This window comes from Caballeronia sp. LZ032 (assembly GCF_031451315.1).
Lineage (GTDB): Bacteria > Pseudomonadota > Gammaproteobacteria > Burkholderiales > Burkholderiaceae > Caballeronia.
Genome location: NZ_JARUXP010000004.1, coordinates 60,485 through 81,845 on the forward strand (window position 1 = coordinate 60,485; position 21,361 = coordinate 81,845).

Sequence of the window (21,361 nt, forward strand, 5' to 3'; positions counted from 1 at the left end):
GCGCGATCCATGTCCACGCAACTTGCGCCTCCGCCCGGCATGTGGCCGGTGCTCTACGCCTATTTCGATGCATCCAACCAGCTCGACATACGTGCCACGCGCATGCAGATCGACGCGACGCTTGCCGCCGGCGCGCCGGCCATCGTGACGCTCGGACTGGCGACCGAAGTGAATCGGCTGTCGGATGAAGAGAAGCGCTTGATGATCGATGTGTGCGCTGCGCACATCGCCGGCCGCGTGCCGCTCGCGGTGACGATTTCCGGCGACAGCGTCGCTGCGCAAGCCGCGCTCGCCGATCATGCGCTCGAACGCGGCGCGTCCTGGCTGATTCTCCAGCCGCCTTCGAAGCGCGGCGAGCCCGAGTCGTTCTACTACGACTTCTTCGCGGCCGTGCTCGAACGCACGGGCGCGCAGGCGGGCATCCAGAACGCGCCGGAATACCTCGGCGTGGGTCTGTCGCCGCAAGCGCTCGCGCAACTGGCCGGCGAGCGGCCCGGCTTCCGTCTGCTCAAGGGCGAAGGGCCGGCCGTGACGATACGCGCGACCATCGAGCATCTGCATGCACTCGGCCAGACGCTGTCCGTGTTCAATGGCCGGGGCGGACAGGAACTCATCGACAATCTGCGCGCTGGTTGCGATGGCCTGATCGTGGCGCCGGATGCGTTCGATCATCAGGTCGCGGTTCACACCGCGTTTGTCGAAGGCCGCGAGCAGGAAGCCGAAGCACGCCATGCAGAAGTGCTGCCCGAGATCGTCTTCGTGATGCAGTCCCTGGAAACACTCACCTGTTACGGCAAGCGCATCGCCGCGTGGCGCATGGGCTTCGACGTGGCCTTCGATCGCGGCGCACAGCCCACGCCGTTCGGCATCGAATGCGCGCGGCGTTTCGCGCAACGTCTCGGGCCGACGTCACGCGCCGTCAGGCTTTGAATCAACTCAGCCCGGTGACGTCGGACGCCGCGTGAAGCGCTGTTCGGTCACCGTGGCGCCCCATTGTGTGCCTTCGGCCTCTTCCGCAAGCGTGAAGCCGAACGACTCGTACAGATGGCGCGCGGCGTCGAGACTCTTGAAGGTCCAGAGGAAGGTTTCGTCGTAGTGAGCATCGACGAAGGCCATCGCGCGCGCCATGAGTTCCCGGCCCATGCCGCTACCCCGCAAGCTGCCGTCGATGATGAACCAGCGCAGATGCGCGACGCGCTTCTTCGGATCGCCGTCGATGGCGAGCGAGCCGAGCGTGCGCTCGCCTTCCATCACGAGCCACAAGGCCTGGCCCGGTGCCGGCAAACCTTCGGCGAACGCGGCGAGTTCCGTGGCGACCCTGCGCTCGAAGAACACGCCGAAGCCCGCATGATGCGCATAGAAGCGCGCGTGCAGGCTCGCGATATCGCCGATGCAGCCGGGCCGATAGCCATCGACGATACGTGCGTTGCTCACAGGCGGCGCGGCGGTGCGCGTGCGCTCGTGACCTTGCGCGAGCGCGTCTGCATAGAGCGCGAGGGAGCGCACCAGCGTCTGCTGATCTTCGGGTACGAGACGCCGCAACGCATCGGAGACCTGGTCGGTGGCGAACTTGTCGATCTTGCGGCGCAGTTTCTGCCCCGCCGCGGTGAGGTAGAGCTCGGACGAGCGGGCGTCGTCGCTCGATGTCTGCCGCGTCACCAGTTCCGCCGCTTCGAGCCGCGCGATCTGGCGGCTCGCATTCGACTTGTCGAGACGGAGAATGCTGGCGATATCGCGCGCCTGGATGCCTGGTTTCGCGCCGATCTCGATGATCGCGTGTACCGCCGAAGGCGCGAGTCCGCTGTCGGCGAGCGTATGCCGCATGAAGCCCAGTTCGCGTACGAGCTTGCGTGAGAATTCGCGCAGTTCGAGAATGGTCTGGGCGCGCGGCTGAAGGGGTGTATCGATGATGTCCATGCTTGCTCCGTCAATCACGCGACTGTTTTTCCTGGCTCGATATTAGTTGCGATGTGCAACTTTCGCAAGCCATCGGTGTTTCGGCGTGGTTCCCGAAAACGCTCACCTTCAATCGTCTGTGAATTACACGCCCGGAAGAGAGCGCAAGAATCGGCGTGCGTCCCTGCCGTGCAGACGCGATGCTGGTCAGACCTGATTCAGGAGCACGTCGATGATGAAGTGCCTTACGCTGTCTCTCTGCCTGTGCGTCGCACTGCACGACGTGGCGCATGCAACGCAGGCATCGGCGCCTGTCGCGGCTTCGGCAGCCGAGCCCAGGACGCTCAAGGAACGCCTCGGCGACAAGGCCAGCGACGAGCAGCGTGTGGACAATTGCCATGTTCCGCCGGAGCGTCGGGGAACGAAGGTTCGCCCCGACACGTGCGCGCACTGAAGCGCACGCGATTGTGATACCGTTGCCGTGCGTGTACTAAATCGTACAAATAAGGAGAGCCCGCTGTGTCATCTCAATCGACTTCTTCCGTATTGCGTGTTGGCGTTCTCGGCGGCGCGAACATTGCGCGTCAGTTCACGCGCGACGTCCGTCCGAGCCAGACCGTGCGCGTCGTTGCCGTCGCGAGCCGCAGCGATGCAACTGCGCAGGCGTTCGCCGAAGCCAACCAGATCGATGCCTGGTTCGGCAGCTATGACGCCATGCTCGCCAGCCCCGACATCGACGCCATCTATCTTCCCTTGCCGAACAGCCTGCATGCCGAATGGGCGATCAAGGCCGCGAATCACGGCAAGCACATCCTGTGCGAAAAGCCGCTCGCGCTGGATCGCGATGAAGCTGCGCGCATGTTTGACGCCGCCGACCGCAACGGCGTGATGCTGCTCGAAGCGTTCCCGTTCTATTTCCAGCCGCAGACGGCCGCGATGATGTCGCTGATCGGCGGGGGCGCGGTCGGCGAGGTGCGCGCCATCCAGGCGTGCTTCGGTTTCACGGTGGGCAATCCGGGCGCGAACATCCGCATGAAGGCCGAACTCGGCGGCGGCGCGCTGCTCGACGCGGGCAGCTATCCGCTGAGCCTGATTCGACTCGTCATGGGCAGCGCGCCGAGCCGTGTCGATGCCGTGGCGACGTGGGCCGACAGCAACGTCGATATCAGTCTCATGGCGACGCTCGTCTATGAAGACGGCCGGCGTGCGCAGGTGTCGTGTTCGATGGATGCCGCGAATCATCGCTATGCAACCATCATCGGCACGCAGGGCACCATCGATACCGAGTACCTGAATCACACGAGCAACGCGGCGTCCGGCGATGCATATGGCTATCTGCCGAGCCAGTTGCGCGTGCGGCGCGGCATTCCGAACTCGGTGCCGTTCGACGCGGTGCCTGCGGCAACGGGAAGCGGCTTCCTGTTCGCCGCCGAGAGCTTCGCGCGCATGGTCGCGACGCACGACACCGCCGCCATCGACTACTACGCGCAAGTCAGTCTCGACAATGCGGCGACGCTCGCGGCGATCATCGCCAGTGCGCGCAGCGGCAAGACCGTCACGCTTTAGGCGTCACTGCTGGCAGCCCCGGTCAGACCCACCACGAGATCAAGAAACGCGCGGGTCTTGGCCGGCGGATGATGCCGCGACGGATGATACGCATAGAGCGGAAAACGCTCGTCGGGCCAGTCGGGAAACAGGTCGATCAGCTTGCCGTTCTCCATCAGGTGTTCATGCCCGAGCGCGAGAATCTGCGCGATGCCATAGCCCGACAGCAGCGTGTTCAGCATCGTGCCGGGATCGTTGACGGTCAGGCGTCCGCGCGTCTCGACCGTCAGGCGCTTCTTCTTGCGATGAAACTCCCACACGAAGGGCCGTCCCGTTTCAGGATCGCGGAACTCGATGCAGGTGTGCGCGTCATCGGCGAGTGCTTGCGGCGTCGCGGGCTTGCCGCGACGCTTCAGGTAGGACGGCGCGGCCACCGTGTGGACCGGTGTATCCAGCAGCTTGCGCCCGATCAGGCTCGAATCGCGTGGCGCGCCAAACCGGATGGCGAGGTCGAAGCCGTCCGCGATCATGTCGCCGAGCCGGTCGCTCGTGATGAGCTCCAGTTCGAGATCGGGATGCGCTTTCAGGAACGCATCGAGCTTCGGTCCTAGCAGGAGCCGCGAGAAGATCGGATCCACATTCACGCGCAGGCGTCCGCGCACCGAGGTCGCGCTGCCCGATGCCATGGCCGCGGCTTCTTCCAGACCAAGCAGATGCGGCATGACGTGTTCGAAGAAGTGCCGGCCGTCGTCGGTGAGTGCGACGCTGCGCGTGGTGCGGTCGAACAGCCGGATCTTGAGGCGCGCTTCCAGCCGCGCAATGGCACGGCTCACGCCGGGCTGCGACATGCCGAGGCGGTCGCCCGCCGCCGCGAAGGTGCCCGCATCGACGATCGCCGCGAATACGCTGATGCCGTTCAGCATGCGTTCATTGAAACTGGCCATTCATGCCTCCGCGTCATTGACCTCGTGACATTCATGTTATCGCGAAGGCGGGAGATTGCGCGCAGAATGGGTCCGGTTCAATGGTGAAGGCCAAAGCAAGGGAGCAAGCACATGGCACGCATATTCATCACAGGATCGACGGACGGACTCGGCGCCATGGCGGCGCGACTGCTGCTCGACGAAGGACATCGCGTCGTGCTGCACGCACGCAATGCGGCACGCGCCGCTGACGCACATGCCGCCATGCCGGACACCCAAGCAATCGTGACCGGCGATCTTGCGGGCATTGCCGCCATGCGCGACGTCGCCGCGCAGGTCAACGCACTCGGACACTTCGATGCGGTGATCCATAACGCGGGCATCGGCTACCGCGAACCGCGTCGCGTCGAAACCGAGGACGGCCTGCCGCAGGTCTTTGCGATCAATGTGCTCGCGCCTTACGTGCTGACGGCGCTGATCGAAAAGCCCGCGCGGCTCGTGTACCTCAGTTCGGGCATGCACCACGGGTCACGCGCGAACCTCGACGACCTCACCTGGACGCAGCGGCCCTGACGCGGCGCGCAGGCTTATGCCGAAAGCAAGTTCATGGACGTGCTGCTGGCGTGCGCGGTGGCGCGTCACTGGCCGGGCGTGTTGTCGAATGCGCTCGAACCGGGCTGGGTGCCGACGAAGATGGGCGGCGCATCCGCCCCGGACGACCTGGATCTGGCGCATCGCACGCAGGCCTGGCTCGCAGTCAGCGACGATGAAGCCGCGCGCGTGACGGGCCGCTACTTCTTCCACATGCGGGAACGGGACTGCGATCCAGCCGCGCGCAACGAAGCGTTGCAGGGTGCGCTTATCGAACAGTGCGAGCGTCTGTCCGGCGTGAAAATCGAGCGCCAAGCATAAAAAAAACGGGCCCTGCGAGGTTGCAAGGGCCCGTCCAATCACTCCAACACAATCCGCATCAGGCGTGGCGTGCCTTGGCGACCTTTTCCACGTTCATCGAGTCGGCGCGCAGGCGCTCGTACTCCTGTTCGCTCATCGGCACGGCGTCCTTCTTGCCGAGATCGTTCAGGCGGATGCGATACGTCTCACGTGCCGAGTATGCTGCAATCGCGGCGATGATCGTCACGCCGAACGCAATCGCGCCGACCGTCAGCGGGATGTTGTTCGATCCCGGCGGCGCCACCGCCGCGAACAGCGCGGGCAGCAGGGCCGTGATGGTCGTGCCGATGTTCTGTGCAATCGCCATCGCCGAAACACGCGAGCGGGTCGGGAACAGTTCCGGGTAGAAGCTCGGGAAGATCGCGTTATAGCCTTGATACACGACGCCCCACATCAGCAGCGACATCAGGAACGCGAGCGGCACGTTGTGAATGCTGATCGCGTAGAGATAGCCGAACGACAGCAGGCCCGAGACCAGGGAGCCGCCGATCATCATCGGGCGTCGGCCGATCTTGTCCGACAGGTTGCCGACGAACGGAATCACCAGTACCGCAACGATGTTGCCGACCACCGGAATCCACAGATATACGCTCTTGTGGAAGCCGATGCCATACGAAGACTGCACCGCATAGGCCGCACCGAAGATCGTCGCGACGACGGGAATCACGTTCATCAGCGCCATGCAGACCACGCGGACCATGTCGGGCGTGCTGTTGGCGAACGCTTCCTTGATCGGCGACTTGGGCAGGTCGCCGTGCGCGCCTTCGGACGTGAAGGCCGGCGTTTCATGCACTTCCTTCCGGATGATGTAGCCGGCCACCAGCACGAATGCGGACAGCAGGAACGGCACGCGCCAGCCCCACGAATTGAACATGTCTTCCGGCATGAACGTGGCGAGCGGCAGGAACACGGCGGCCGCGAGAATCTGGCCGGCCTGCACGCCCTGCAGCGTAAAGCTCGCGTAGTAACCACGGCGTCCGAACGGCGCGTGTTCGAGAATCATCGAGCTGGCGCCGGAGATCTCACCCGCCACCGCAAAACCCTGGACCAGGCGCAGGACCACAAGCAGCGCGGGCGCGAACATGCCGATCTGGTGATAGGTCGGCAGGAGGCCGACGGCCATCGTCGAGAAGCCCATCAGGAACATGCAGATCAGCAGGACGTTCTTGCGGCCGTGCGTGTCGCCGAGATGGCCGAGCACGAATGCGCCGATCGGACGCGCCACGTAGCCCACGCCGTACGTTGCCAGCGACGCGATGATCGCCACTTTCGGATTGCCCGACGGGAAGAACAACTGCGGGAAAATCAGCGCGGCCGCTTGCGCGTAGATGAAAAAGTCGTAGTACTCGAGCGCCGAACCGATCCAGCCGCTCGCCGTCGCTTTTTTCGCCTGGCGGCCGCCGTGCGCGTCTTCCATAGGGCTAGCCATAGAAATGTCTCCGAAATAGGTTTATGGAGTTGAGCCTGGGAAACTGGCCGAGCGGCGGAGAGTCGAGTCTGAAAACACGCGTCGCTCTGAAAGTGATTGGAGAATAAGAGCGCAACCCCTTTCAATCAACATTCTGTGATAGATTTTGCGCGATTATCGTACGCGTGTGTGCGTTAATCGAACGCTTTTGGGGTTAGCACTAGCCAATGCGTTGCTTTAGCGGCCGAAACAGCCGCTGTTCCATAACTAAACAAGAATGTCTGCATGACTAAACCTGCACTCGACAAGCGCGACTGGATTGCGGGCCTGGAGAAGGGCCTGGCGATCCTCGAAGCCTTCGACGATCAGCACGCGCGCATGACGCCCACGCAGGCCGCCGTGCGCACCGGCCTCACGCGCACGGCCGCGCGCCGCTATCTGCTGACGCTCGCGCATCTCGGCTATGTGCAGACGGACGGCAAGCTCTTCAGTCTCACGCCGCGCGTGTTGCGCATGGGCTGGTCCTACTTCGAGTCGGCGCGTCTGCCGCGCATCGTGCAGCCTTATCTGCAACAGCTGAGTGCGCTGATCCACGAATCGGTCTACGTGAGCGTGCTCGATGAGTGGGACCTCGTCATCATCGCGCGCAACGGCTCCACGCGCGTGATGACCACCGGCTTCGTGCTCGGCGCGCGAGTGCCGGCTGCGTTGATGTCGGGCGGCATCGCGATGCTTGCGTATCGCGATGAAGCGGCCGTGCGCCAATGGCTGGACGACACCGAGTTCAAGCCCTTCACGCCGCTCACGATCACCGACAAGGAGCAGCTCTACGAGAAGATCCGCCATTCGCGCGTCGAGGGTTATGTCGAGATTGAGCAGCAATTGCAGATGGGTGTGCGCGGCGTCGCCGTGCCGATGAAGAACCGTCATGGCGAAGTGGTTGCCGCGCTTTCGGCCAACATGCCAATCGGAAAGGAAACGCGCGAAGCGGCGCTCGCTCGCGTGCTGCAGCCGTTGCAGGAAACGGCGTTGTCGATGTTGAACGTGATCTGAGTTTCAGCCGACCGGCCAGGACGCAAAGGTGAGGGTATTCGGGATCGGGCGCCTTCGTTCGAACAAAGCCCCTTGTTTGAAGGCTTTCCGACACTCGCAAACCGGCCAAAGGTGAGCGTTTTCGGGAATAAGGCAGAGCCCTCATTCTTCGCTCATTCACCATCCCTACACTCGGTCTCATGGTTGCAACAGCGAAAGCGCGCAACTCCATCCGAACATCGAACGAGGAAAAGGGGAACCGAGATGAGCCCGAACGTCAAAGCAAAACCTGTCGCCCATACGCACCTTGGCGGGCGTACCGCATTGCTGCTCAAGCTGTCGGTCGTGAGCGTGGTCACTGCGCTTTCACTTGGCGTCGGCTCCGCGCCGGTCTATGCGCAGACTGTGCCGCTGGACAGCGACACCGCCATCCACGTGCAGCCGGTCAACATGCGCACGCTGCATGACCAGTTGAATCTCACGCCCGATCAGGAAGTGCAATGGCAAGCCGCGCTCGATGCAATGCGTGAAAGTCACGCCGCCGAGCGCATGAACGCAGACCAGATGCAGTTGCGCATGCAGGCGTTGCTGAAGCAGCCGATCCTCGATCTTTCCGCGCTGCACGCGCTCGACCAGAAGGCGGCGCAGCAGGACGCGCCGTTGTCCGGGCAATCGGCGAAGGCCTGGCTGACCTTCTACGGTTCGCTGAACAACCAGCAGAAACAGACCTTCAGCGATGCGATGCGTCCGCAGTTCGAGAACATCGCGCATCATCCGGCGCGTCCTTACGATCCGCGAACCGGCCTCTGATGCGGCGGTGCGCTGTACACGCAGCGCAAAAAAACGGGCCGGCGCGCAAGGCAGCCGGCCCGGTCGCATCGCGTCAGTGGCAGGCAGCCGCGATGTGACGCACTCTCTCATGCATGCGGCATGCCAATCATCGCGACGAGGGCGTGAGCCTTGCGTGACAAGGCTCACGTCTTGAGACAGGAGAACATGCTGTCTCATGTAGCCCAACGCACTCGCCAAGCCTGTGCGGCCTCAGCCAACAGTCGTCACTCAATGCGCGGCCGCCATCGACGGATCCGCCTGGCCTTCGCCGGTGCGGATCGCGATCACGGCAAGCAGCGCGGCCGCGAGCGGCACGGCGAGCACGAGATAGAAGCCGCCCGGACCGCCGAGGTTGAGGAACATGCCGCCGACCGCCGAGCCGACGATCGCCCCCACGCGTCCCATGCCGATGGCCCAGCCCGTGGCGGTGGCGCGCAGTGTCGTCGGATAGGCGCTGACCACCAGATAGTTCAGCGCGATCTGCTGTCCGCCGATGCCGAGCCCCGCCGCGCCCGCGAGCGTGAACACCCATCCCCACGACGTACCCGCATAGGCCAGGCCGAGCGCAATGGCAATGCCCAACGCCAGCAGCGCGATCAACAGGCGTCGCGTGCTGATTTTCGGCAGCGCGATGGACAGCGGAATCGCGCAGACGATGAACACCGCGTTCACCACGACCGTGCCGAAGGGCGCCTGTGCGGCGGGCAGGCCGGCGGCCTTCAGCACCGTGGGCAGCCACGAAAGGAACATGAACCACGCGATCCAGTTGAAGAAGTACACGGCCCAGATCGCCACAGTGTTGCGCGCATTGCCTTCGCGGAACAGCGCGCCGACGCTCGCCCGCGCGGCAGCTTCATGCACGGCGAAGCGCGCGTCCGGCGCAAGCGGTTGCGAAACGATGCGCGCCAGCACCGCGCGGACGGCGCGATGATCGTCGCGCGAACGCGTCACGAGAAAGTGCAGCGACTCGGGCAGCACGAACCAGAGCAGCGCGAGCAGCACGAGCGGCGCCGCGCCGCCCGCGACGAACACGCCTTGCCAGCCGATCACGGGCAGCATGCGCGCGGCAAGCAGGCCGCCGAGCATGGCGCCGGCGGGCAGTCCGAGCAGCACGCCGGTCATGATCGCGCCGCGATGCCGCGCGGGCCCGTATTCGGCGGCGAGCGCGAGCAGCACCGGCGTGCAGCCGCCCATGCCGAGGCCGGCGATGAAGCGCAGCGCGAGAATCTGCGTGGTATCACTCGCGAAAGCGGTCGCGAGCGAAGCAAGGCTGAACAGCGCGACGCCGCCGAGCAGCGCGGGACGCCGTCCCACGCGGTCACCGAGCAGCCCGAGCGTCATGGCGCCGAGGGTCATGCCGAGCGTGCCCGCGATGAGAATCGGCGCGAGATCGCCGGGCGCGAGTCCGAATGCCGCGACGATCGCCGGGCCCGTATAGGCGATGGCCTGGGTATCGAAGCCGTCGAACAAGGTGGTCATGAAGCACAGCAGGAAGATCGTCCACTGGAAGGGACGAACGCGTTCGCGGTCGATCAGCGACGCGATATCGAGAGGCGGTCTCATGAAGTCTCCGTTGTGATTGGCATGCCGGAGAGTAAGAGCAGGGTGCGCCGCCCGTCCAATACCGATGAGGACTGAGGTCATACCGCCGAGGTATCGCGCTCATCTTCCGCTCATTCTGCGTTCCTACGATGCGAAGCAAAGGCGGTGCGTTCTCTCCAGTCATCACGTACGGCCTTTCCTTCAGGAACTTTGATCGAGGAGTTGAGCCATGCGTCACTATCCATCGGACAGCCCGCGTGCCGCGGCGCGCATCGTCGTGATGTCGCTGATCGCGGACGGGCATATCAGCGGCAAGGAAGTCGAAGCGCTCGAACGGCGCGGTTTTTACAGACGGCTCGGCTTGCATGCGGGCGAACTGCATGAAGTCGTGCGAGAGGTATGCGAGGACCTCACGCGGTCCTCTTATCTGACGTGGGACGAAGCGTGCCGGGTCGATGCGGGCGTCGTCGAAGAGCTTGCGAAAGAAGTGCGCGACGAGCGCATCCGACGCGAGGTGCTGGCGCTGTGCCAGACAGCGGTGGTCGCGGATGGCCACATCACGTGGACCGAGGCGGTCGTGCTCGACGCCGTGAAGCGCGCGTGGCTCATGCACTGAGCCAGGTCATCGCAAGGAGGTGACATCATGCAGCAACATATCCTGGTAGCCGTGGGCCCGAGTCTCAGCCATGCCGCGCTCGCGCTCGGCATCGCGCGCGCCCGCGAAAGCAATGCACGCCTGACGGTGCTTCATGTCGTGGACCGTTTGCCGTTCTGGGCGCTCTCGTCGGTGCAGCACGACTTCGGCGCGTCGATGACCTGCATCGAGCAACAGGTGCGCGAAGTCGAGAAGCGCACGTTGCAGGCCATACTCGCATCGAGCGTAAACGGCGTGTGCGTCACGATCGACCTGCCGAACGGCGCGACGGTCGCACGCACGATCGCGCAGGCAGCGCGCGAGTTCGACACGGACCTGATCGTCATCGGCCGCAGCCGGTCCGGCGCATGGCGCTTCTGGCAAGAGCGCATGGCCGACGCGGTGAGCCGTCACAGCAATCGCCGCGTGCTGATCGCGACGAACCGCGAGCCTGCCGACGCGGAGGCTGCAACAAAAGCGACACCATTGCGCTTTACCATCACCGGTTCGACGCAGCGCACACCTGCCTAATCGTACCGATCGAGAGGAAGCTCGCCATGCCGGATCGCATCGTCAAACCGTCCCGACGCACCTTGCTGAAGGGTCTTGTCTCCGGCACCGGACTTGCGCTCAGCGGCGCCGGTCTGGCCGACGCGCTGGCGCAAGGCGTGGCGCCTGCCGTCGTCACCTCGGACAAGTTGCGTCCGCAACTACCCGGCGGGGTGATGAGCGGCGATGTCACCGCAACGAGCGGCATCGTCTGGAGCCGCACGGACCGGCCGGCGCGCATGATCGTCGAGTACTCGACGAGCGAGAACTTCAGCACCTTCCAGCGGCGCATCGGGCCCGCGGCGCTGGAGGGCAGCGACTTCACCGCGCGCGTCGACCTGACCGGCCTGCCGCCGGGCGCGGATATGTTCTATCGCGTGCGCTTCCAGGATCTCGTCGATGGCAAGACCATCAGCGAAGCGGCGACGGGCCGCCTGCGCACTGCGTCGCTGGATGCGACGAAACCGGTCTGCTTCGTTTTCTCCGGCGATGAAGCCGGGCAGGGCTGGGGCATCAACGAAGGCTTCGGCGGCTACCGCATCTACGAAGCGATGCGCCGTGAAGCGCCGGACTTCTTCATCCATCAGGGCGACCAGATCTACTCGGACAGCGTGATCGAAGCCGAAGTCAAACTGCCGGACGGCTCGCTGTGGACCAACCTCGTGACCGAAGGCAAGTCGCACGTGGCGCAGACCCTCGACGACTATCGCGCGGCGTTCGCCTACAACCAGCTCGACCGCAACAAGCGCCGTTTCGCCGCTGAAGTCCCATTCCTCGTGCAATGGGACGATCACGAAGTGCGCAATAACTGGTATCCGGGACAGCAGATCGGCGCGGCGGAAAAGCGCTATCAGACGCGCGCCATCAACCTGCTCGAAGCGCGCGCGAAGCAGGCGATGTTCGAATACAACCCGTATCGCATCAACCAGCTGGATCCTGAGCAGGTGTATCGCGGCTTCCAGTTTGGTCCGCTGCTGGACGTCTTCATGCTCGACGAGCGCTCGTATCGCGGCGCCAATTCGCCGAACCGGCAGCCGCGGCTGGATGCGGACGCCGCGTTTCTCGGCTCGCAGCAGACGGCGTGGCTGAAGGCCTCGTTGCAGGCTTCGCGCGCGACGTGGAAGGTGATTGCGAGCGACATGCCCATCTCGCTCGTCGTGCCGGATGCGAATCCGGATGTGCCGAAGGGCACCTACGAAGCATGGGCCAACGCCGACAACGGCGCACCGCTCGGACGCGAACTGGAGCTGGCGGAGATCCTGCGTTTCATCAAGCAGGAGAACATTGAGAACGTCGTCTGGATCACGGCCGATGTGCACTATGCACAGGCGACGCACTACGATCCGTCGCGCGCGAAGTTCACCGACTTCAAGCCGTTCTGGGAATTCGTCGGCGGGCCGATCAACGCGGGCACCTTCGGTCCGAACGAGCTCGACACGACCTTCGGGCCCGAACTGCGCTATGTGAGCGTGCCGAAGGACAATCCGCAGAACCGCTCACCCGCGGCGCTGCAACAGTTCTACGGCCGCGCGAAGATCGACCCGGTGAGCCGCGCGCTGACCGTCTCGCTGCACGACCTGAACGGCAAGTCGCTCTATGAGGTGAAGCTGGACGTCGAAGCCTGAAAATTGGCCTGCCGGTTCCGGCGTCGTCCATGCATGGACGACGCCGACGCGCCTTCGCGACAATGCGCACAACATTGAACGGAGACGCCCACGCCATGACCCCTCACGCCTTGTTCAGCGCGAACCTGCTGATTGCCTGGTCGGCGTATTTCGTCGGCACCGCGAGCCCCGGGCCGAGCAATCTCGCGATCATGTCGATCGCAAGCCAGTCCGGCCGCCGCGCCGCCTTTGCCTTCGCGGCAGGCGTGATGTCCGGCTCGTGCTTCTGGGCGATGCTCGCGGCGCTCGGACTGTCCGCGGCGCTCACCGCGTATTCGGGCTTTCTCACGGCTGTGAAGATCTGCGGCGGACTGTACTTGTTGTGGCTCGCGTTCAAGTCCGGACGCGCGGCGCTGCGTCCGCCGGTGCGGTCCTCCACCGCGCCCGCGCGCGACCTCGCCGCCCGTGCGCTCTACACGCGCGGCGCGCTGCTGCATCTCACCAATCCGAAGGCGATTCTCGTGTGGATGTCGGTGGCGGCGCTCGGCTCGTCGGCGGGCGAGGGGCCCGGTCACATGCTCGTGGTGGTGGCGGGCTGCCTGTGTATCGGCGCGAGCGTGTTCGGCGGCTATGCCGCGCTGTTCTCGATGCCGTCCGCACGACGCATCTATCAGCGCATGCAGCGCGGCCTCGACGGCTGCCTCGCGCTCGTGTTCGGCGCGGCTGGCATCCGTCTTCTGACCTCGCGTTCCTGACTTGCGGCGCATTGCGTACATGGCGTCGCCGATGGCGCATATGCAACGCCCGATGCAATTCTTTCGTCAATTGTTTTGCGCTCGGCTCCGCAGGCGACTACGCTCAAGCTAAACGCCAGACGGATCCCGAGCCCGATGCCGACCGACGATTCACCCCGCAGCACCCCTTCCATCGAATCCCGCAGCAAGGCACTAGGCGCCGATGTCTTGCGCACCGTGCGCGACGCCTTCGTGTCGCTGGGACGTGAACTCGCCGCCTTTCGCCCGACGTCCGCGCGCGCACTCTTCGCGACCCAGGCCATGCTCTCGGTCGCGCTGGCCGTCGCACTGGCCTACGCGTTCCATCTGACCAACATCTGGTGGGCCGCCATCAGCGGCTTCGCGGTCATGCAGTCGAAATTCTCCGCCTGCGCGCAGCGCGGCGTGCATCGCGTGGTCGGAACCGTGGCCGGGGCCATCATCGGCGCGCTTGCCGGTCCGCTGATCGGCGACGTCCCGTGGATCTTCGTGCCGCTGCTCGGCGTGATCGCGGGCGTCTCGGTGTATCGCGCGCTTGCGTCCGATGCGGGCTATGCGTGGGTGCTGGGCGCCGTGACGTCGATGATGGTGACCTTCGAGGCGCATCGGCTCGTGTCCGCGTCGGCGACGGCTTCGTTCGCGTTGTTGCGTGTCGCCGAAGTGGTGGTGGGGACGTGCGCGTGCGTGGCGGTGTCGGCGCTGTTTCACGCGGGCCTGCAACACTTCCGCCGCACGCGCGGCGCGGCGCCGGTGCCGCGTGCGCAGGCTGCGTCCACGGTGGATCGCGTCGATGGCGCGAGCACGCAGGCCATCACCGTGATGCCTTCGGACGCGGCGCAGGCGGTGCAGGCCGTGTCGGCTTCACACGTTGCGCGCGCCGCGCAGGTGGCCCGCGAGATGCGCAGAAGGCTTGCGTGGCAGAGCGCATGGGCGGTCATGATCCTGGCCGCGCTGGCTTATGCGTGGAACCTGCCGGGCTTCGCACAGGCGATGGTGACCGCCGTCGCCGTGCTGATCCTGCCGGCCTCGGCGCTCGGCAAGCCGACGCGCAAGCCCGTTGCGGAGCGCATGATCCAGCGCTTCATCGGCTGCCTGCTGGCGGGGGCCGTGAGTCTCGCACTGCTGCCCTTGCTCGGCGATTCACCTTTGTTCTGCATGATCGCGCTGTGCGCGGGCGTGTGGATCGGCTGTCACGTGCAGACCGGAGCGCAGGGCGCGAGCTATGTCGGCCGGCAGTTCAGCATCGCCTTCATCATGGTGTTCGTGCAGGATCACCACTGGTCGTCCGACCCGACGCCCGCCGCGCTGCGGCTCGCGGGCATTCTCGGCGGAATCGTGGTGCTGTCCGCCGTGATGGCGGCCAGTGCCGTCTGGTGGGAGAAACGAACCGTGCGCACGGCGATGCGGTGACAGCATGCCGTCCGCATCGCCACGTTCAGTCCATCACGCTTCTTCTGCCCAGGCCAGATTCTCGCGCGCCATCAACGCGCTGGACGCCGCCGGTCCGAACGTGCCCGCCGTATAGCCGCGCGGACGGTCGCCGAGTTCCTTCCAGCCGTTGAGGATCGGCTCGACCCACGTCCAGGCCGCTTCCAGTTCGTCGCGGCGCATGAAATGCGTGAGCCTGCCGCGAATCACGTCGATCAGCAGCCGCTCGTACGCCTCCGCGCGCCGCTGCGTCATGGCCTGCTGCAAGTCCAGATTGAGCGTCACCGGCTGCATGTGCATGCCGCTGCCGGGTTCCTTCGCCATCATCTGCAACTGGATGGATTCCTCCGGCTGCAGCGTGATGGTGAGACGGTTGCCGTAGTGACGCGGGCCGTCGGGGATGATCGAGAACGGCAGGTCGGCGAAATCGATGACGATCTCCGAGCGGCGATTCTGCATCCGCTTGCCCGTGCGCAGGAAGAACGGCACGTTGGCCCAGCGCCAGTTGTTGATATGCGCGCGAACGGCGACGAAGGTTTCGGCGCGGCTGTCGGCGGGCACGTTGGCTTCTTCCAGATAACCCTTCACCGCCTCGCCGCCCACGGCGCCGGCCGTGTACTGGCCGCGCACGGTGTCGCGCGCGATGTCGGCGACACTCATCGGCCGCAGCGACTTCAGCACCTTGAGCTTTTCGTCGCGCACGGCGTCCGGATCGAGCGAAACGGGCGGCTCCATCGCGACGATGCACAGCAGTTGCAGCAAGTGGTTCTGCACCATGTCGCGCAATGCGCCGGTATGGTCGTAGAAGCCCGCGCGGCTGCCCACGCCCACCGTCTCCGACACCGTGATCTGCACGCTCTTGATGTACGGCGCCTGCCACAGCGGGCCGAAGATCGCGTTGCCGAAGCGCAGCACCATCAGGTTCTGCACCGTCTCCTTGCCGAGATAGTGATCGATCCGGTAGATCTGCTCTTCCTTGAAGTGCTTGCCGACTGCGTCGTTGATGGCTTGCGCCGACGCCAGGTCGTGGCCGAGCGGCTTCTCCAGCACGACCCGGGCGTGGTCGTCGAGGATGCCGGCGCTGTCGAGGTTGTCGCAGATGGTCACGAACAGCTCGGGCGAGGTCGACAGGTAGAAGACCCGCTGCGAGCCCGGGCGCGCGGCCTGGCCGAGACGCTGGAAGTCGGACGGATTTTCCACGTCGACACGCACGTAGTCGAACAGCGCGAGAAATTTGTCCCACGATTGCGCGTCGAACACCTTGTCTTCGATGAACGGCCGCGCCTGCGCCTCCATGAAGTTCTTCAGATAGTCTTCGCGCGTCCAGTCCTTGCGGCCGATCGCGAGAATGCGCGTGTCGGCGGGCAGGTTGCAGTGCGAGTGCGCCATGTACAGCGCGGGCAGCAGCTTGCGCGCCGCCAGGTCTCCGCCGCCGCCGAAGATGATCATGTCGAGCGGGCGTTCGTTCGAGGGAGAAGTCGGTTGGGTCATGGTGCGTGAGCCGTGAAGGGGTCTGAGAAAGCCAAAGGCGCGGCGATCGGTCAGGATCGGACGAGACAGCTATGTTGCATGTTTTGCCGGTTTTTTGCACGGCAGCGTGCCTGACGGCCGTTCGATTCGACGCCGTCGCGCCCGCGTCCGGCCGGTCGCGCCGGGCGTTTAGCCGTTGTAGCTCAACGCGGGATCCGCGCGCAGCGTGGCGACGGCGAGATCGAGGAACGCCCGCACCTTCTGCGCGACATGGCGGCCTTCGCGATGCACGAGATGAACGGGAATGGCGGGCGGCTCGAAGTCCGGGAGCACAACGGCGAGCCGGCCTTCCTGCACATATTGCGCGACCTGATATGACAGCAGCCGCGCGATGCCGAAGTCCGCGAGCGCGGCGCCGATGGCCGAGTCGTTGGTGGTCGTGGTCAGGCGCGGATGCGCGCGCACGGGCACCTGCCGCTCACCGTCGTAGAGGCGCCATTCGGGCGGCGTCGATGCTCCGGTGGACGAGATGATGACGTGCGTGGCGAGATCGTCGGGATGACGGGGCGTACCGTGTTCCGCGAGATACGCGGGCGACGCGCACAGCACGCGCCGCACGTTGCCGACCCGGATCGCCTGCAATGACGAGTCCGGCAGTTCCGCGATGCGCACCGCGACGTCGATGCCTTCGTCCACCAGGTTCACGACGCGGTCGACGAACCAGCAGTTGGCATCGGCTTCGGGATAGCGGCGCAGATAGTCGATCACGATCGGCGTGACGTGCAGGCGGCCAAACATGACCGGCGCGGTGATCGTGAGCACGCCGCGCGGCGACGTGTGCGTGCCGGTGGCGGACAGTTCGGCGGTCTCGATTTCGCCGAGTATGCGGCGGCAGTCTTCGAAGAAGCCGCTGCCGGCGTCGGTGAGGCGCACGACGCGCGTGGTGCGCGTGAGCAGGCGCACGCCGAGGTGTTCCTCGAGTTCGGTCACGACCCGGCTCACGACCGACGGCGACACCTCGAGCTTGCGTGCCGCCGACGCGAAGCCGCCGGTTTCGACCACCGTGACGAAGGTCGACATTGCCTGGATTCGGTCCATGGGAGAAGCGTTGCATGCCGGCTGAAAGGATGCCGTGCATTCTCGGGGATATGTGCGCGGGGCACAATCCACCGTCGCTGTCTCGGGGGCCTTTCCTGCCCTCACAAGTCGAGTTCGAGCGCAGCGTCCGAATCCGCTGCCGGCACGGCGCAGCAGATCAGGGCTTCGTCGTCGCCGACGTGAAACGCCGGTTCGTTCTCGTACGTCACCGCGCCTTTCGCGATGCGCGTCCGGCACGTGCCGCAGGTGCCACCGCGGCAGTTGAATTCCGGCGCGAGGCCGCTCGCTTCCGCGAGATCCAGCAGCGAACCGCCGTCCGGCTGCCATTGCGCCGCCGTGCCGGACTTCACGAACTGCACCGTCACCGGTTCGGCGGCGGCGGGACGCAGCGGCTTCACGTCCGCACCGCGATCCGCCGTGCGCCGCAACGCCGACGGACCAAAGGCTTCTGCGTGGATGCGCGTGTCGGCGACATTGAGCGCGCGCAGGCCGTCGTAGAGCGTTTGCATGAACGCGCCCGGGCCGCACAGGTAGAAGTCGTAGTCGTTGAACGGCAGGCGGCTCGTCAGCAGATCGAGATCAATCCGCCCCGACGCGTCGTAGTCGCGCCCGAGCACGGCGTCCCGCGTGTCGCTCAGCACGCGGATCAGGTTCACCGCGCCGCCCGAGCTTTGCACGAGCGCGTCGATTTCCTGCGCGAACGCGCGGCTGGCAAGCGCATGCGCCGACACGATCATCCAGGTTGGGCGTATGCGGCGCTTGCGCAGCCCTTCGTAGACAATGTGCCGCAGCATCGCGAGCATCGGCGTGATGCCGACGCCCGCTGCCATCAACACGGCTGGCCGCTTCTCCAACGCGTCGATGGTGAAATCGCCGGCCGGCGCGCGCGCCTCGATCGTGCTGCCGGTTCGCAACGTGTCGTGCAGCCAGGTCGAGACGCGGCCGTCGCGCTTCACGCTGATGCGGTACACGCCGTCCGACGGCGCCACCGAGAGCGTGTAGGTGCGGATCGACGGTTTCGTGTCGCCCGGCAACGTGACGCGGATCGGCAGATGCTGACCCGCGCGGTGCGGCACGAGCCCCGCGCCGTCGGCCGGTTCGAGATGGAACGAGCGGATCGAATCGCTCTCGTCGACGATCCGGCTCACGCGAAACGCGCGCCATGCATTCGCGAGCGCGGCGGCCTTCAGGCGTTCCGATACCTGCGTCCAGTCGCCGGTCATCAGTGCATTGGGCGACGCGCCGTCGTCGCGCGCCGTCCCGTGCAACGGCAGCGCATCTTCGCGGTACACGATGCGGTGCGGCTTGAAGCGCCACAGCCGCTCCGCGCCCTGGAAGGCGGCGATTTCCGGTGAATCGAGCAGCACGTGAGCCTCGCCCGAGAGTTGCAGCAGCGTGCCGTGTTCGAAATCCGCGAACACGAGGCCGGCGCGGCCGTTCTCGAGAATGTTGCCGAGCGTGTTGAAGAACAGGTTGCCGGCGAAGTCGGGAATGGTGAGAAAGCCGTCGTCGGAGATGCGCACGAAGCCCGGCTTGCCGCCCCGATGCGACACGTCCACTTGCCGGTGCCCGTCATCGCGATCGAAGTACGACGCGACGTAGAACGAATCGGCGCCCGTGATCATGGCTTTGGCGCGCGGCGTCAGCGCGTCGAGTTCGACCGGCGCGACTGTGCCGGGCGTGCCCGGCTCGCGCACGAACTCGAAGTCGCGCAACTGGATGTATTGCGGGCAGTTGCCGTAGCTCTGCTCCACGGCGACGTCGAAGCGCGCCTGCGCGCCGTCGCGATGGATCACGCCGTTCATGCGGTTGCGGCGGCGCGTGTGCAGTTCGATGCCGAGCAAACCGATGGACGCGCCGTCCGCCATGCCGGTTTCGGCGGGATCGCGAGGATCGCGTGCGTGGCCGATGCGCAGCGTGTGTGCGTCGGGGGTCTGCATGAAACCGGGATGCCCGGCGATCAGCGTGGCCCACGGATCGCCGCGGCTGTCGACCGCGCCGACGACCACGAACGGCAGTTGCGCAAAGAATTGGCGATGCTGGTCCGGCATGTGGTCGCGCACGACGCGCCGGCCCATGCTGTCCATCCGCTCATGCACGCCCGCGGCCTTCTGCAGCGCGATTTCGCCGCGATGCCAGGGTGCGGGCGCGAGTTGGGGAACAGGATTGAGGACCGCTGGGCTGGACATGATGGGTTGCCTCCACACGCCGGTGAGGCGGCGTCGCCGCCTCGGATGACTTTACGCCGCGAGCCCCGCGGCTGTCTTTTTGAAGGGAACGAAACCGGGCAGCGCCTCGACGCGGCGCAACCAGGCGTTGACGTTCGCGTAACCCGACAGATCGACGTTGCCTTCGGGCGCGCTCGCGATATAGCTGTACAGCGCGACATCGGCGATGGTTGGATGCGCGCTGCCGATGTCCGCGATCCAGTCACGCGAGGCCAGTTGGGCATCGATGACGCCGAGGATCGAATGAGCGCGCGCGATGACTTCTTCCGTGTTGAATCTGGCGCCGAAGACGGTGACGAGACGCGCGGCGGCGGGCCCGAAGGCAATCTGCCCCGCTGCAACCGACAGCCAGCGCTGGACGGCGGCTTCCTTGGCGGGATCGTGCGGCAGCCAGTTCGTATCGACCGACTTGCGGGCGAGATACACGAGGATGGCGTTCGAATCGGCGATGACGTGCTTGCCGTCGACCAGAACAGGAACTTGGCCGAAGACATTCAGCTTGAGGAAGTCCGGCGTCTTGTGGGCGCCTTTGGCGAGATCGACGAATTCTTCGTCATGCTCGATCGCCAGCAGATTGAGCATGAGTTGCGCACGGTGCGCATGTCCGGACAGCGGAAAGGTGTAGAGCTTCACGGCAAGATCCCCTGGTTGATTGTCGGCCGCGTTGTGGGTGCGGCCGGTGAATCAAGTATGGGTTCTTGCCTTCAAGGGGAGAATGGGACGGAAATTCAAATCACTCTTCTCGAAACGAGAATGGTGACGGGTAAAACGCTTCAAGACTCACCGCGCGGCAATGTTAGTTCGAAGCTGGCACGTTTGCCTTGTTGCCCGCGAGCGGCGAGCCGTAGCCGCCGCTGTTGGCATTGTTCGGCAGGCCGTTGACGAGTTGCGCGCGGGGATCGGACGGATTGAGGTTGAGTTCGCCGGCCTGCGCATTGCCGTGGGATGGATATTGGCTGCCGAGCGGCGCATTCGGCATGAGCTTCGTGCTGTTCTGCGGCGCGTACATGTCGGTTTCCGGGCTCGGATGAAGCTGTGCGAGCGCGGCGGGCGCCGCCAGGATTGCGGCAAGTGCGAAGGTGAGGGACGTGCAACGCGGAATACTCACTTTCATGACAGGCTCCTGTGAGGATGGGCCATACAGATACCCAGTGTAGTCCTCCGGACGCAGGCATTTCCGCATCACCCTACCGCCGACCAGTCCAGCCTTTGTTCCTTATTTCTTCTTGTGTTTCTTGAGCTTGGCCTTGCGCTGCGGTTGCTCGTCGATGATGCGCACGCGATGCTTGTCCTTCATCTTCTTCCACTGCTTGCACTCGTCCTTCGTGCGCATGCAACCGATGCAGAAGCCGGTCTTGTCATCGAACTTGCAGATGTCGATACAGGGTGATTCGACTGCCATGATGTCCTTGTTCGTCGTTATGCAAAATGCGAGAGGCGACAGCAAGA

The 21,361-nt window shown here is 65.1% G+C and carries 22 protein-coding genes; 12 read left to right on the forward strand and 10 right to left on the reverse strand.

Annotation, left to right across the window (positions count from 1 at the left end; translation table 11 throughout):
- The first annotated feature begins 9 nt into the window (after positions 1–9).
- Positions 10–930 (forward strand): dihydrodipicolinate synthase family protein, encoded by a 921-nt coding sequence (locus QCE69_RS28235; protein ID WP_309934283.1) that lies wholly within the window; start codon positions 10–12, stop codon positions 928–930.
- A gap of 6 nt (positions 931–936) precedes the next feature.
- Here the strand turns inward: QCE69_RS28235 and QCE69_RS28240 are convergent, their stop codons facing one another.
- Positions 937–1,917 (reverse strand): helix-turn-helix domain-containing GNAT family N-acetyltransferase, encoded by a 981-nt coding sequence (locus QCE69_RS28240; protein WP_309934285.1) that lies wholly within the window; start codon positions 1,915–1,917, stop codon positions 937–939.
- A 211-nt stretch (positions 1,918–2,128) separates the two neighbouring features.
- On the opposite strand from QCE69_RS28240, the gene QCE69_RS28245 reads away from it, so the two are divergent.
- On the forward strand, positions 2,129–2,350 hold the full coding sequence (locus QCE69_RS28245; protein WP_309925417.1) for a hypothetical protein: 222 nt from the start codon (positions 2,129–2,131) through the stop codon (positions 2,348–2,350).
- Positions 2,351–2,415: 65 nt separating this feature from the next.
- Positions 2,416–3,462: a Gfo/Idh/MocA family oxidoreductase gene (locus QCE69_RS28250; protein WP_309934286.1), complete on the forward strand. Its 1,047-nt coding sequence runs from the start codon at positions 2,416–2,418 to the stop codon at positions 3,460–3,462.
- On the opposite strand, the gene QCE69_RS28255 is transcribed toward QCE69_RS28250, so the two are convergent.
- Positions 3,459–4,385, reverse strand: coding sequence for a LysR family transcriptional regulator (locus QCE69_RS28255; protein WP_309934288.1), 927 nt, complete (start codon positions 4,383–4,385; stop codon positions 3,459–3,461). The two genes, QCE69_RS28250 and QCE69_RS28255, sit on opposite strands and share 4 nt — an antisense overlap.
- Positions 4,386–4,496: 111 nt before the next feature.
- Between QCE69_RS28255 and QCE69_RS28260 the strand changes: the two genes are divergently transcribed.
- Both QCE69_RS28260 and QCE69_RS28265 read left to right on the forward strand, forming a co-directional pair.
- A complete protein-coding gene (locus tag QCE69_RS28260; RefSeq protein WP_309934289.1) occupies positions 4,497–4,937 on the forward strand; it encodes an SDR family NAD(P)-dependent oxidoreductase in 441 nt (146 codons plus the stop codon).
- Positions 4,938–4,970: 33 nt separating this feature from the next.
- On the forward strand, positions 4,971–5,276 hold the full coding sequence (locus QCE69_RS28265) for a hypothetical protein (RefSeq protein ID WP_309934291.1): 306 nt from the start codon (positions 4,971–4,973) through the stop codon (positions 5,274–5,276).
- Between the two features lie 58 nt (positions 5,277–5,334).
- Here QCE69_RS28265 and QCE69_RS28270 read toward each other — a convergent pair whose 3' ends face one another.
- Positions 5,335–6,744, reverse strand: a complete 1,410-nt coding sequence (locus tag QCE69_RS28270; RefSeq protein WP_309925427.1) for an MFS transporter — start codon at positions 6,742–6,744, stop codon at positions 5,335–5,337.
- Positions 6,745–7,008: 264 nt separating this feature from the next.
- Here QCE69_RS28270 and QCE69_RS28275 point away from each other — a divergent pair, with 264 nt between their 5' ends.
- Both QCE69_RS28275 and QCE69_RS28280 read left to right on the forward strand, forming a co-directional pair.
- Positions 7,009–7,776 (forward strand): IclR family transcriptional regulator C-terminal domain-containing protein, encoded by a 768-nt coding sequence (locus QCE69_RS28275; protein ID WP_309925428.1) that lies wholly within the window; start codon positions 7,009–7,011, stop codon positions 7,774–7,776.
- A 243-nt stretch (positions 7,777–8,019) separates the two neighbouring features.
- The gene (locus tag QCE69_RS28280; RefSeq protein WP_309925429.1) at positions 8,020–8,565 is read left to right on the forward strand and encodes a Spy/CpxP family protein refolding chaperone; all 546 of its coding nucleotides are present in this window, start codon (positions 8,020–8,022) and stop codon (positions 8,563–8,565) included.
- Between the two features lie 249 nt (positions 8,566–8,814).
- Here QCE69_RS28280 and QCE69_RS28285 read toward each other — a convergent pair whose 3' ends face one another.
- The gene (locus QCE69_RS28285; protein WP_309934293.1) at positions 8,815–10,149 is read right to left on the reverse strand and encodes an MFS transporter; all 1,335 of its coding nucleotides are present in this window, start codon (positions 10,147–10,149) and stop codon (positions 8,815–8,817) included.
- 208 nt (positions 10,150–10,357) lie between these two features.
- On the opposite strand from QCE69_RS28285, the gene QCE69_RS28290 reads away from it, so the two are divergent.
- The 5 genes from QCE69_RS28290 (at position 10,358) to QCE69_RS28310 (ending at position 15,098) form a co-directional block, all read left to right on the forward strand.
- On the forward strand, positions 10,358–10,744 hold the full coding sequence (locus QCE69_RS28290) for a TerB family tellurite resistance protein (RefSeq protein WP_309934294.1): 387 nt from the start codon (positions 10,358–10,360) through the stop codon (positions 10,742–10,744).
- Between the two features lie 27 nt (positions 10,745–10,771).
- Positions 10,772–11,293, forward strand: a complete 522-nt coding sequence (locus QCE69_RS28295) for a universal stress protein (protein WP_309934296.1) — start codon at positions 10,772–10,774, stop codon at positions 11,291–11,293.
- A gap of 26 nt (positions 11,294–11,319) precedes the next feature.
- On the forward strand, positions 11,320–12,936 hold the full coding sequence (locus QCE69_RS28300; protein ID WP_309934297.1) for an alkaline phosphatase D family protein: 1,617 nt from the start codon (positions 11,320–11,322) through the stop codon (positions 12,934–12,936).
- A 95-nt stretch (positions 12,937–13,031) separates the two neighbouring features.
- Positions 13,032–13,670, forward strand: coding sequence for a LysE family translocator (locus QCE69_RS28305; RefSeq protein WP_309925442.1), 639 nt, complete (start codon positions 13,032–13,034; stop codon positions 13,668–13,670).
- A 135-nt stretch (positions 13,671–13,805) separates the two neighbouring features.
- Complete coding sequence (locus tag QCE69_RS28310) at positions 13,806–15,098, forward strand: FUSC family protein (protein WP_309925444.1); 1,293 nt, start codon at positions 13,806–13,808, stop codon at positions 15,096–15,098.
- A gap of 33 nt (positions 15,099–15,131) precedes the next feature.
- On the opposite strand, the gene zwf is transcribed toward QCE69_RS28310, so the two are convergent.
- From zwf to QCE69_RS28340, 6 genes are all read right to left on the reverse strand, one after another.
- Positions 15,132–16,607 carry a glucose-6-phosphate dehydrogenase gene (gene zwf, locus QCE69_RS28315; RefSeq protein ID WP_309925447.1) on the reverse strand — a complete coding sequence of 492 codons (1,476 nt, stop codon included), beginning with the start codon at positions 16,605–16,607 and terminating at the stop codon, positions 15,132–15,134.
- 168 nt (positions 16,608–16,775) lie between these two features.
- Entirely contained in the window at positions 16,776–17,684 is a 909-nt protein-coding gene (locus QCE69_RS28320) for a LysR family transcriptional regulator (RefSeq protein WP_309934299.1), read from the reverse strand.
- A gap of 101 nt (positions 17,685–17,785) precedes the next feature.
- On the reverse strand, positions 17,786–19,873 hold the full coding sequence (locus tag QCE69_RS28325) for a pyridoxamine 5'-phosphate oxidase family protein (RefSeq protein WP_309925451.1): 2,088 nt from the start codon (positions 19,871–19,873) through the stop codon (positions 17,786–17,788).
- A gap of 51 nt (positions 19,874–19,924) precedes the next feature.
- Entirely contained in the window at positions 19,925–20,545 is a 621-nt protein-coding gene (locus QCE69_RS28330) for a glutathione S-transferase (RefSeq protein WP_309925452.1), read from the reverse strand.
- A 163-nt stretch (positions 20,546–20,708) separates the two neighbouring features.
- Entirely contained in the window at positions 20,709–21,026 is a 318-nt protein-coding gene (locus QCE69_RS28335) for a hypothetical protein (protein WP_309925454.1), read from the reverse strand.
- A 102-nt stretch (positions 21,027–21,128) separates the two neighbouring features.
- Positions 21,129–21,314 (reverse strand): DUF1289 domain-containing protein, encoded by a 186-nt coding sequence (locus QCE69_RS28340; RefSeq protein WP_309934301.1) that lies wholly within the window; start codon positions 21,312–21,314, stop codon positions 21,129–21,131.
- Between the last annotated feature and the right edge of the window lie 47 nt (positions 21,315–21,361).

What these genes read in the sequence shown, in the direction of transcription:
- QCE69_RS28305 (WP_309925442.1), top strand. Translation starts at nt 13,032, where the DNA reads ATGACCCCTCACGCCTTGTTCAGCGCGAACCTGCTGATTGCCTGGTCG.
- QCE69_RS28270 (WP_309925427.1), bottom strand. Translation starts at nt 6,744, where the DNA reads ATGGCTAGCCCTATGGAAGACGCGCACGGCGGCCGCCAGGCGAAAAAA.
- QCE69_RS28335 (WP_309925454.1), bottom strand. Translation starts at nt 21,026, where the DNA reads ATGAAAGTGAGTATTCCGCGTTGCACGTCCCTCACCTTCGCACTTGCC.
- QCE69_RS28235 (WP_309934283.1), top strand. Translation starts at nt 10, where the DNA reads ATGTCCACGCAACTTGCGCCTCCGCCCGGCATGTGGCCGGTGCTCTAC.
- QCE69_RS28265 (WP_309934291.1), top strand. Translation starts at nt 4,971, where the DNA reads ATGGACGTGCTGCTGGCGTGCGCGGTGGCGCGTCACTGGCCGGGCGTG.
- QCE69_RS28310 (WP_309925444.1), top strand. Translation starts at nt 13,806, where the DNA reads ATGCCGACCGACGATTCACCCCGCAGCACCCCTTCCATCGAATCCCGC.
- QCE69_RS28280 (WP_309925429.1), top strand. Translation starts at nt 8,020, where the DNA reads ATGAGCCCGAACGTCAAAGCAAAACCTGTCGCCCATACGCACCTTGGC.
- QCE69_RS28320 (WP_309934299.1), bottom strand. Translation starts at nt 17,684, where the DNA reads ATGGACCGAATCCAGGCAATGTCGACCTTCGTCACGGTGGTCGAAACC.
- QCE69_RS28325 (WP_309925451.1), bottom strand. Translation starts at nt 19,873, where the DNA reads ATGTCCAGCCCAGCGGTCCTCAATCCTGTTCCCCAACTCGCGCCCGCA.
- QCE69_RS28290 (WP_309934294.1), top strand. Translation starts at nt 10,358, where the DNA reads ATGCGTCACTATCCATCGGACAGCCCGCGTGCCGCGGCGCGCATCGTC.
- QCE69_RS28260 (WP_309934289.1), top strand. Translation starts at nt 4,497, where the DNA reads ATGGCACGCATATTCATCACAGGATCGACGGACGGACTCGGCGCCATG.
- QCE69_RS28340 (WP_309934301.1), bottom strand. Translation starts at nt 21,314, where the DNA reads ATGGCAGTCGAATCACCCTGTATCGACATCTGCAAGTTCGATGACAAG.
- QCE69_RS28240 (WP_309934285.1), bottom strand. Translation starts at nt 1,917, where the DNA reads ATGGACATCATCGATACACCCCTTCAGCCGCGCGCCCAGACCATTCTC.
- zwf (WP_309925447.1), bottom strand. Translation starts at nt 16,607, where the DNA reads ATGACCCAACCGACTTCTCCCTCGAACGAACGCCCGCTCGACATGATC.
- QCE69_RS28245 (WP_309925417.1), top strand. Translation starts at nt 2,129, where the DNA reads ATGATGAAGTGCCTTACGCTGTCTCTCTGCCTGTGCGTCGCACTGCAC.
- QCE69_RS28255 (WP_309934288.1), bottom strand. Translation starts at nt 4,385, where the DNA reads ATGGCCAGTTTCAATGAACGCATGCTGAACGGCATCAGCGTATTCGCG.
- QCE69_RS28285 (WP_309934293.1), bottom strand. Translation starts at nt 10,149, where the DNA reads ATGAGACCGCCTCTCGATATCGCGTCGCTGATCGACCGCGAACGCGTT.
- QCE69_RS28295 (WP_309934296.1), top strand. Translation starts at nt 10,772, where the DNA reads ATGCAGCAACATATCCTGGTAGCCGTGGGCCCGAGTCTCAGCCATGCC.
- QCE69_RS28275 (WP_309925428.1), top strand. Translation starts at nt 7,009, where the DNA reads ATGACTAAACCTGCACTCGACAAGCGCGACTGGATTGCGGGCCTGGAG.
- QCE69_RS28300 (WP_309934297.1), top strand. Translation starts at nt 11,320, where the DNA reads ATGCCGGATCGCATCGTCAAACCGTCCCGACGCACCTTGCTGAAGGGT.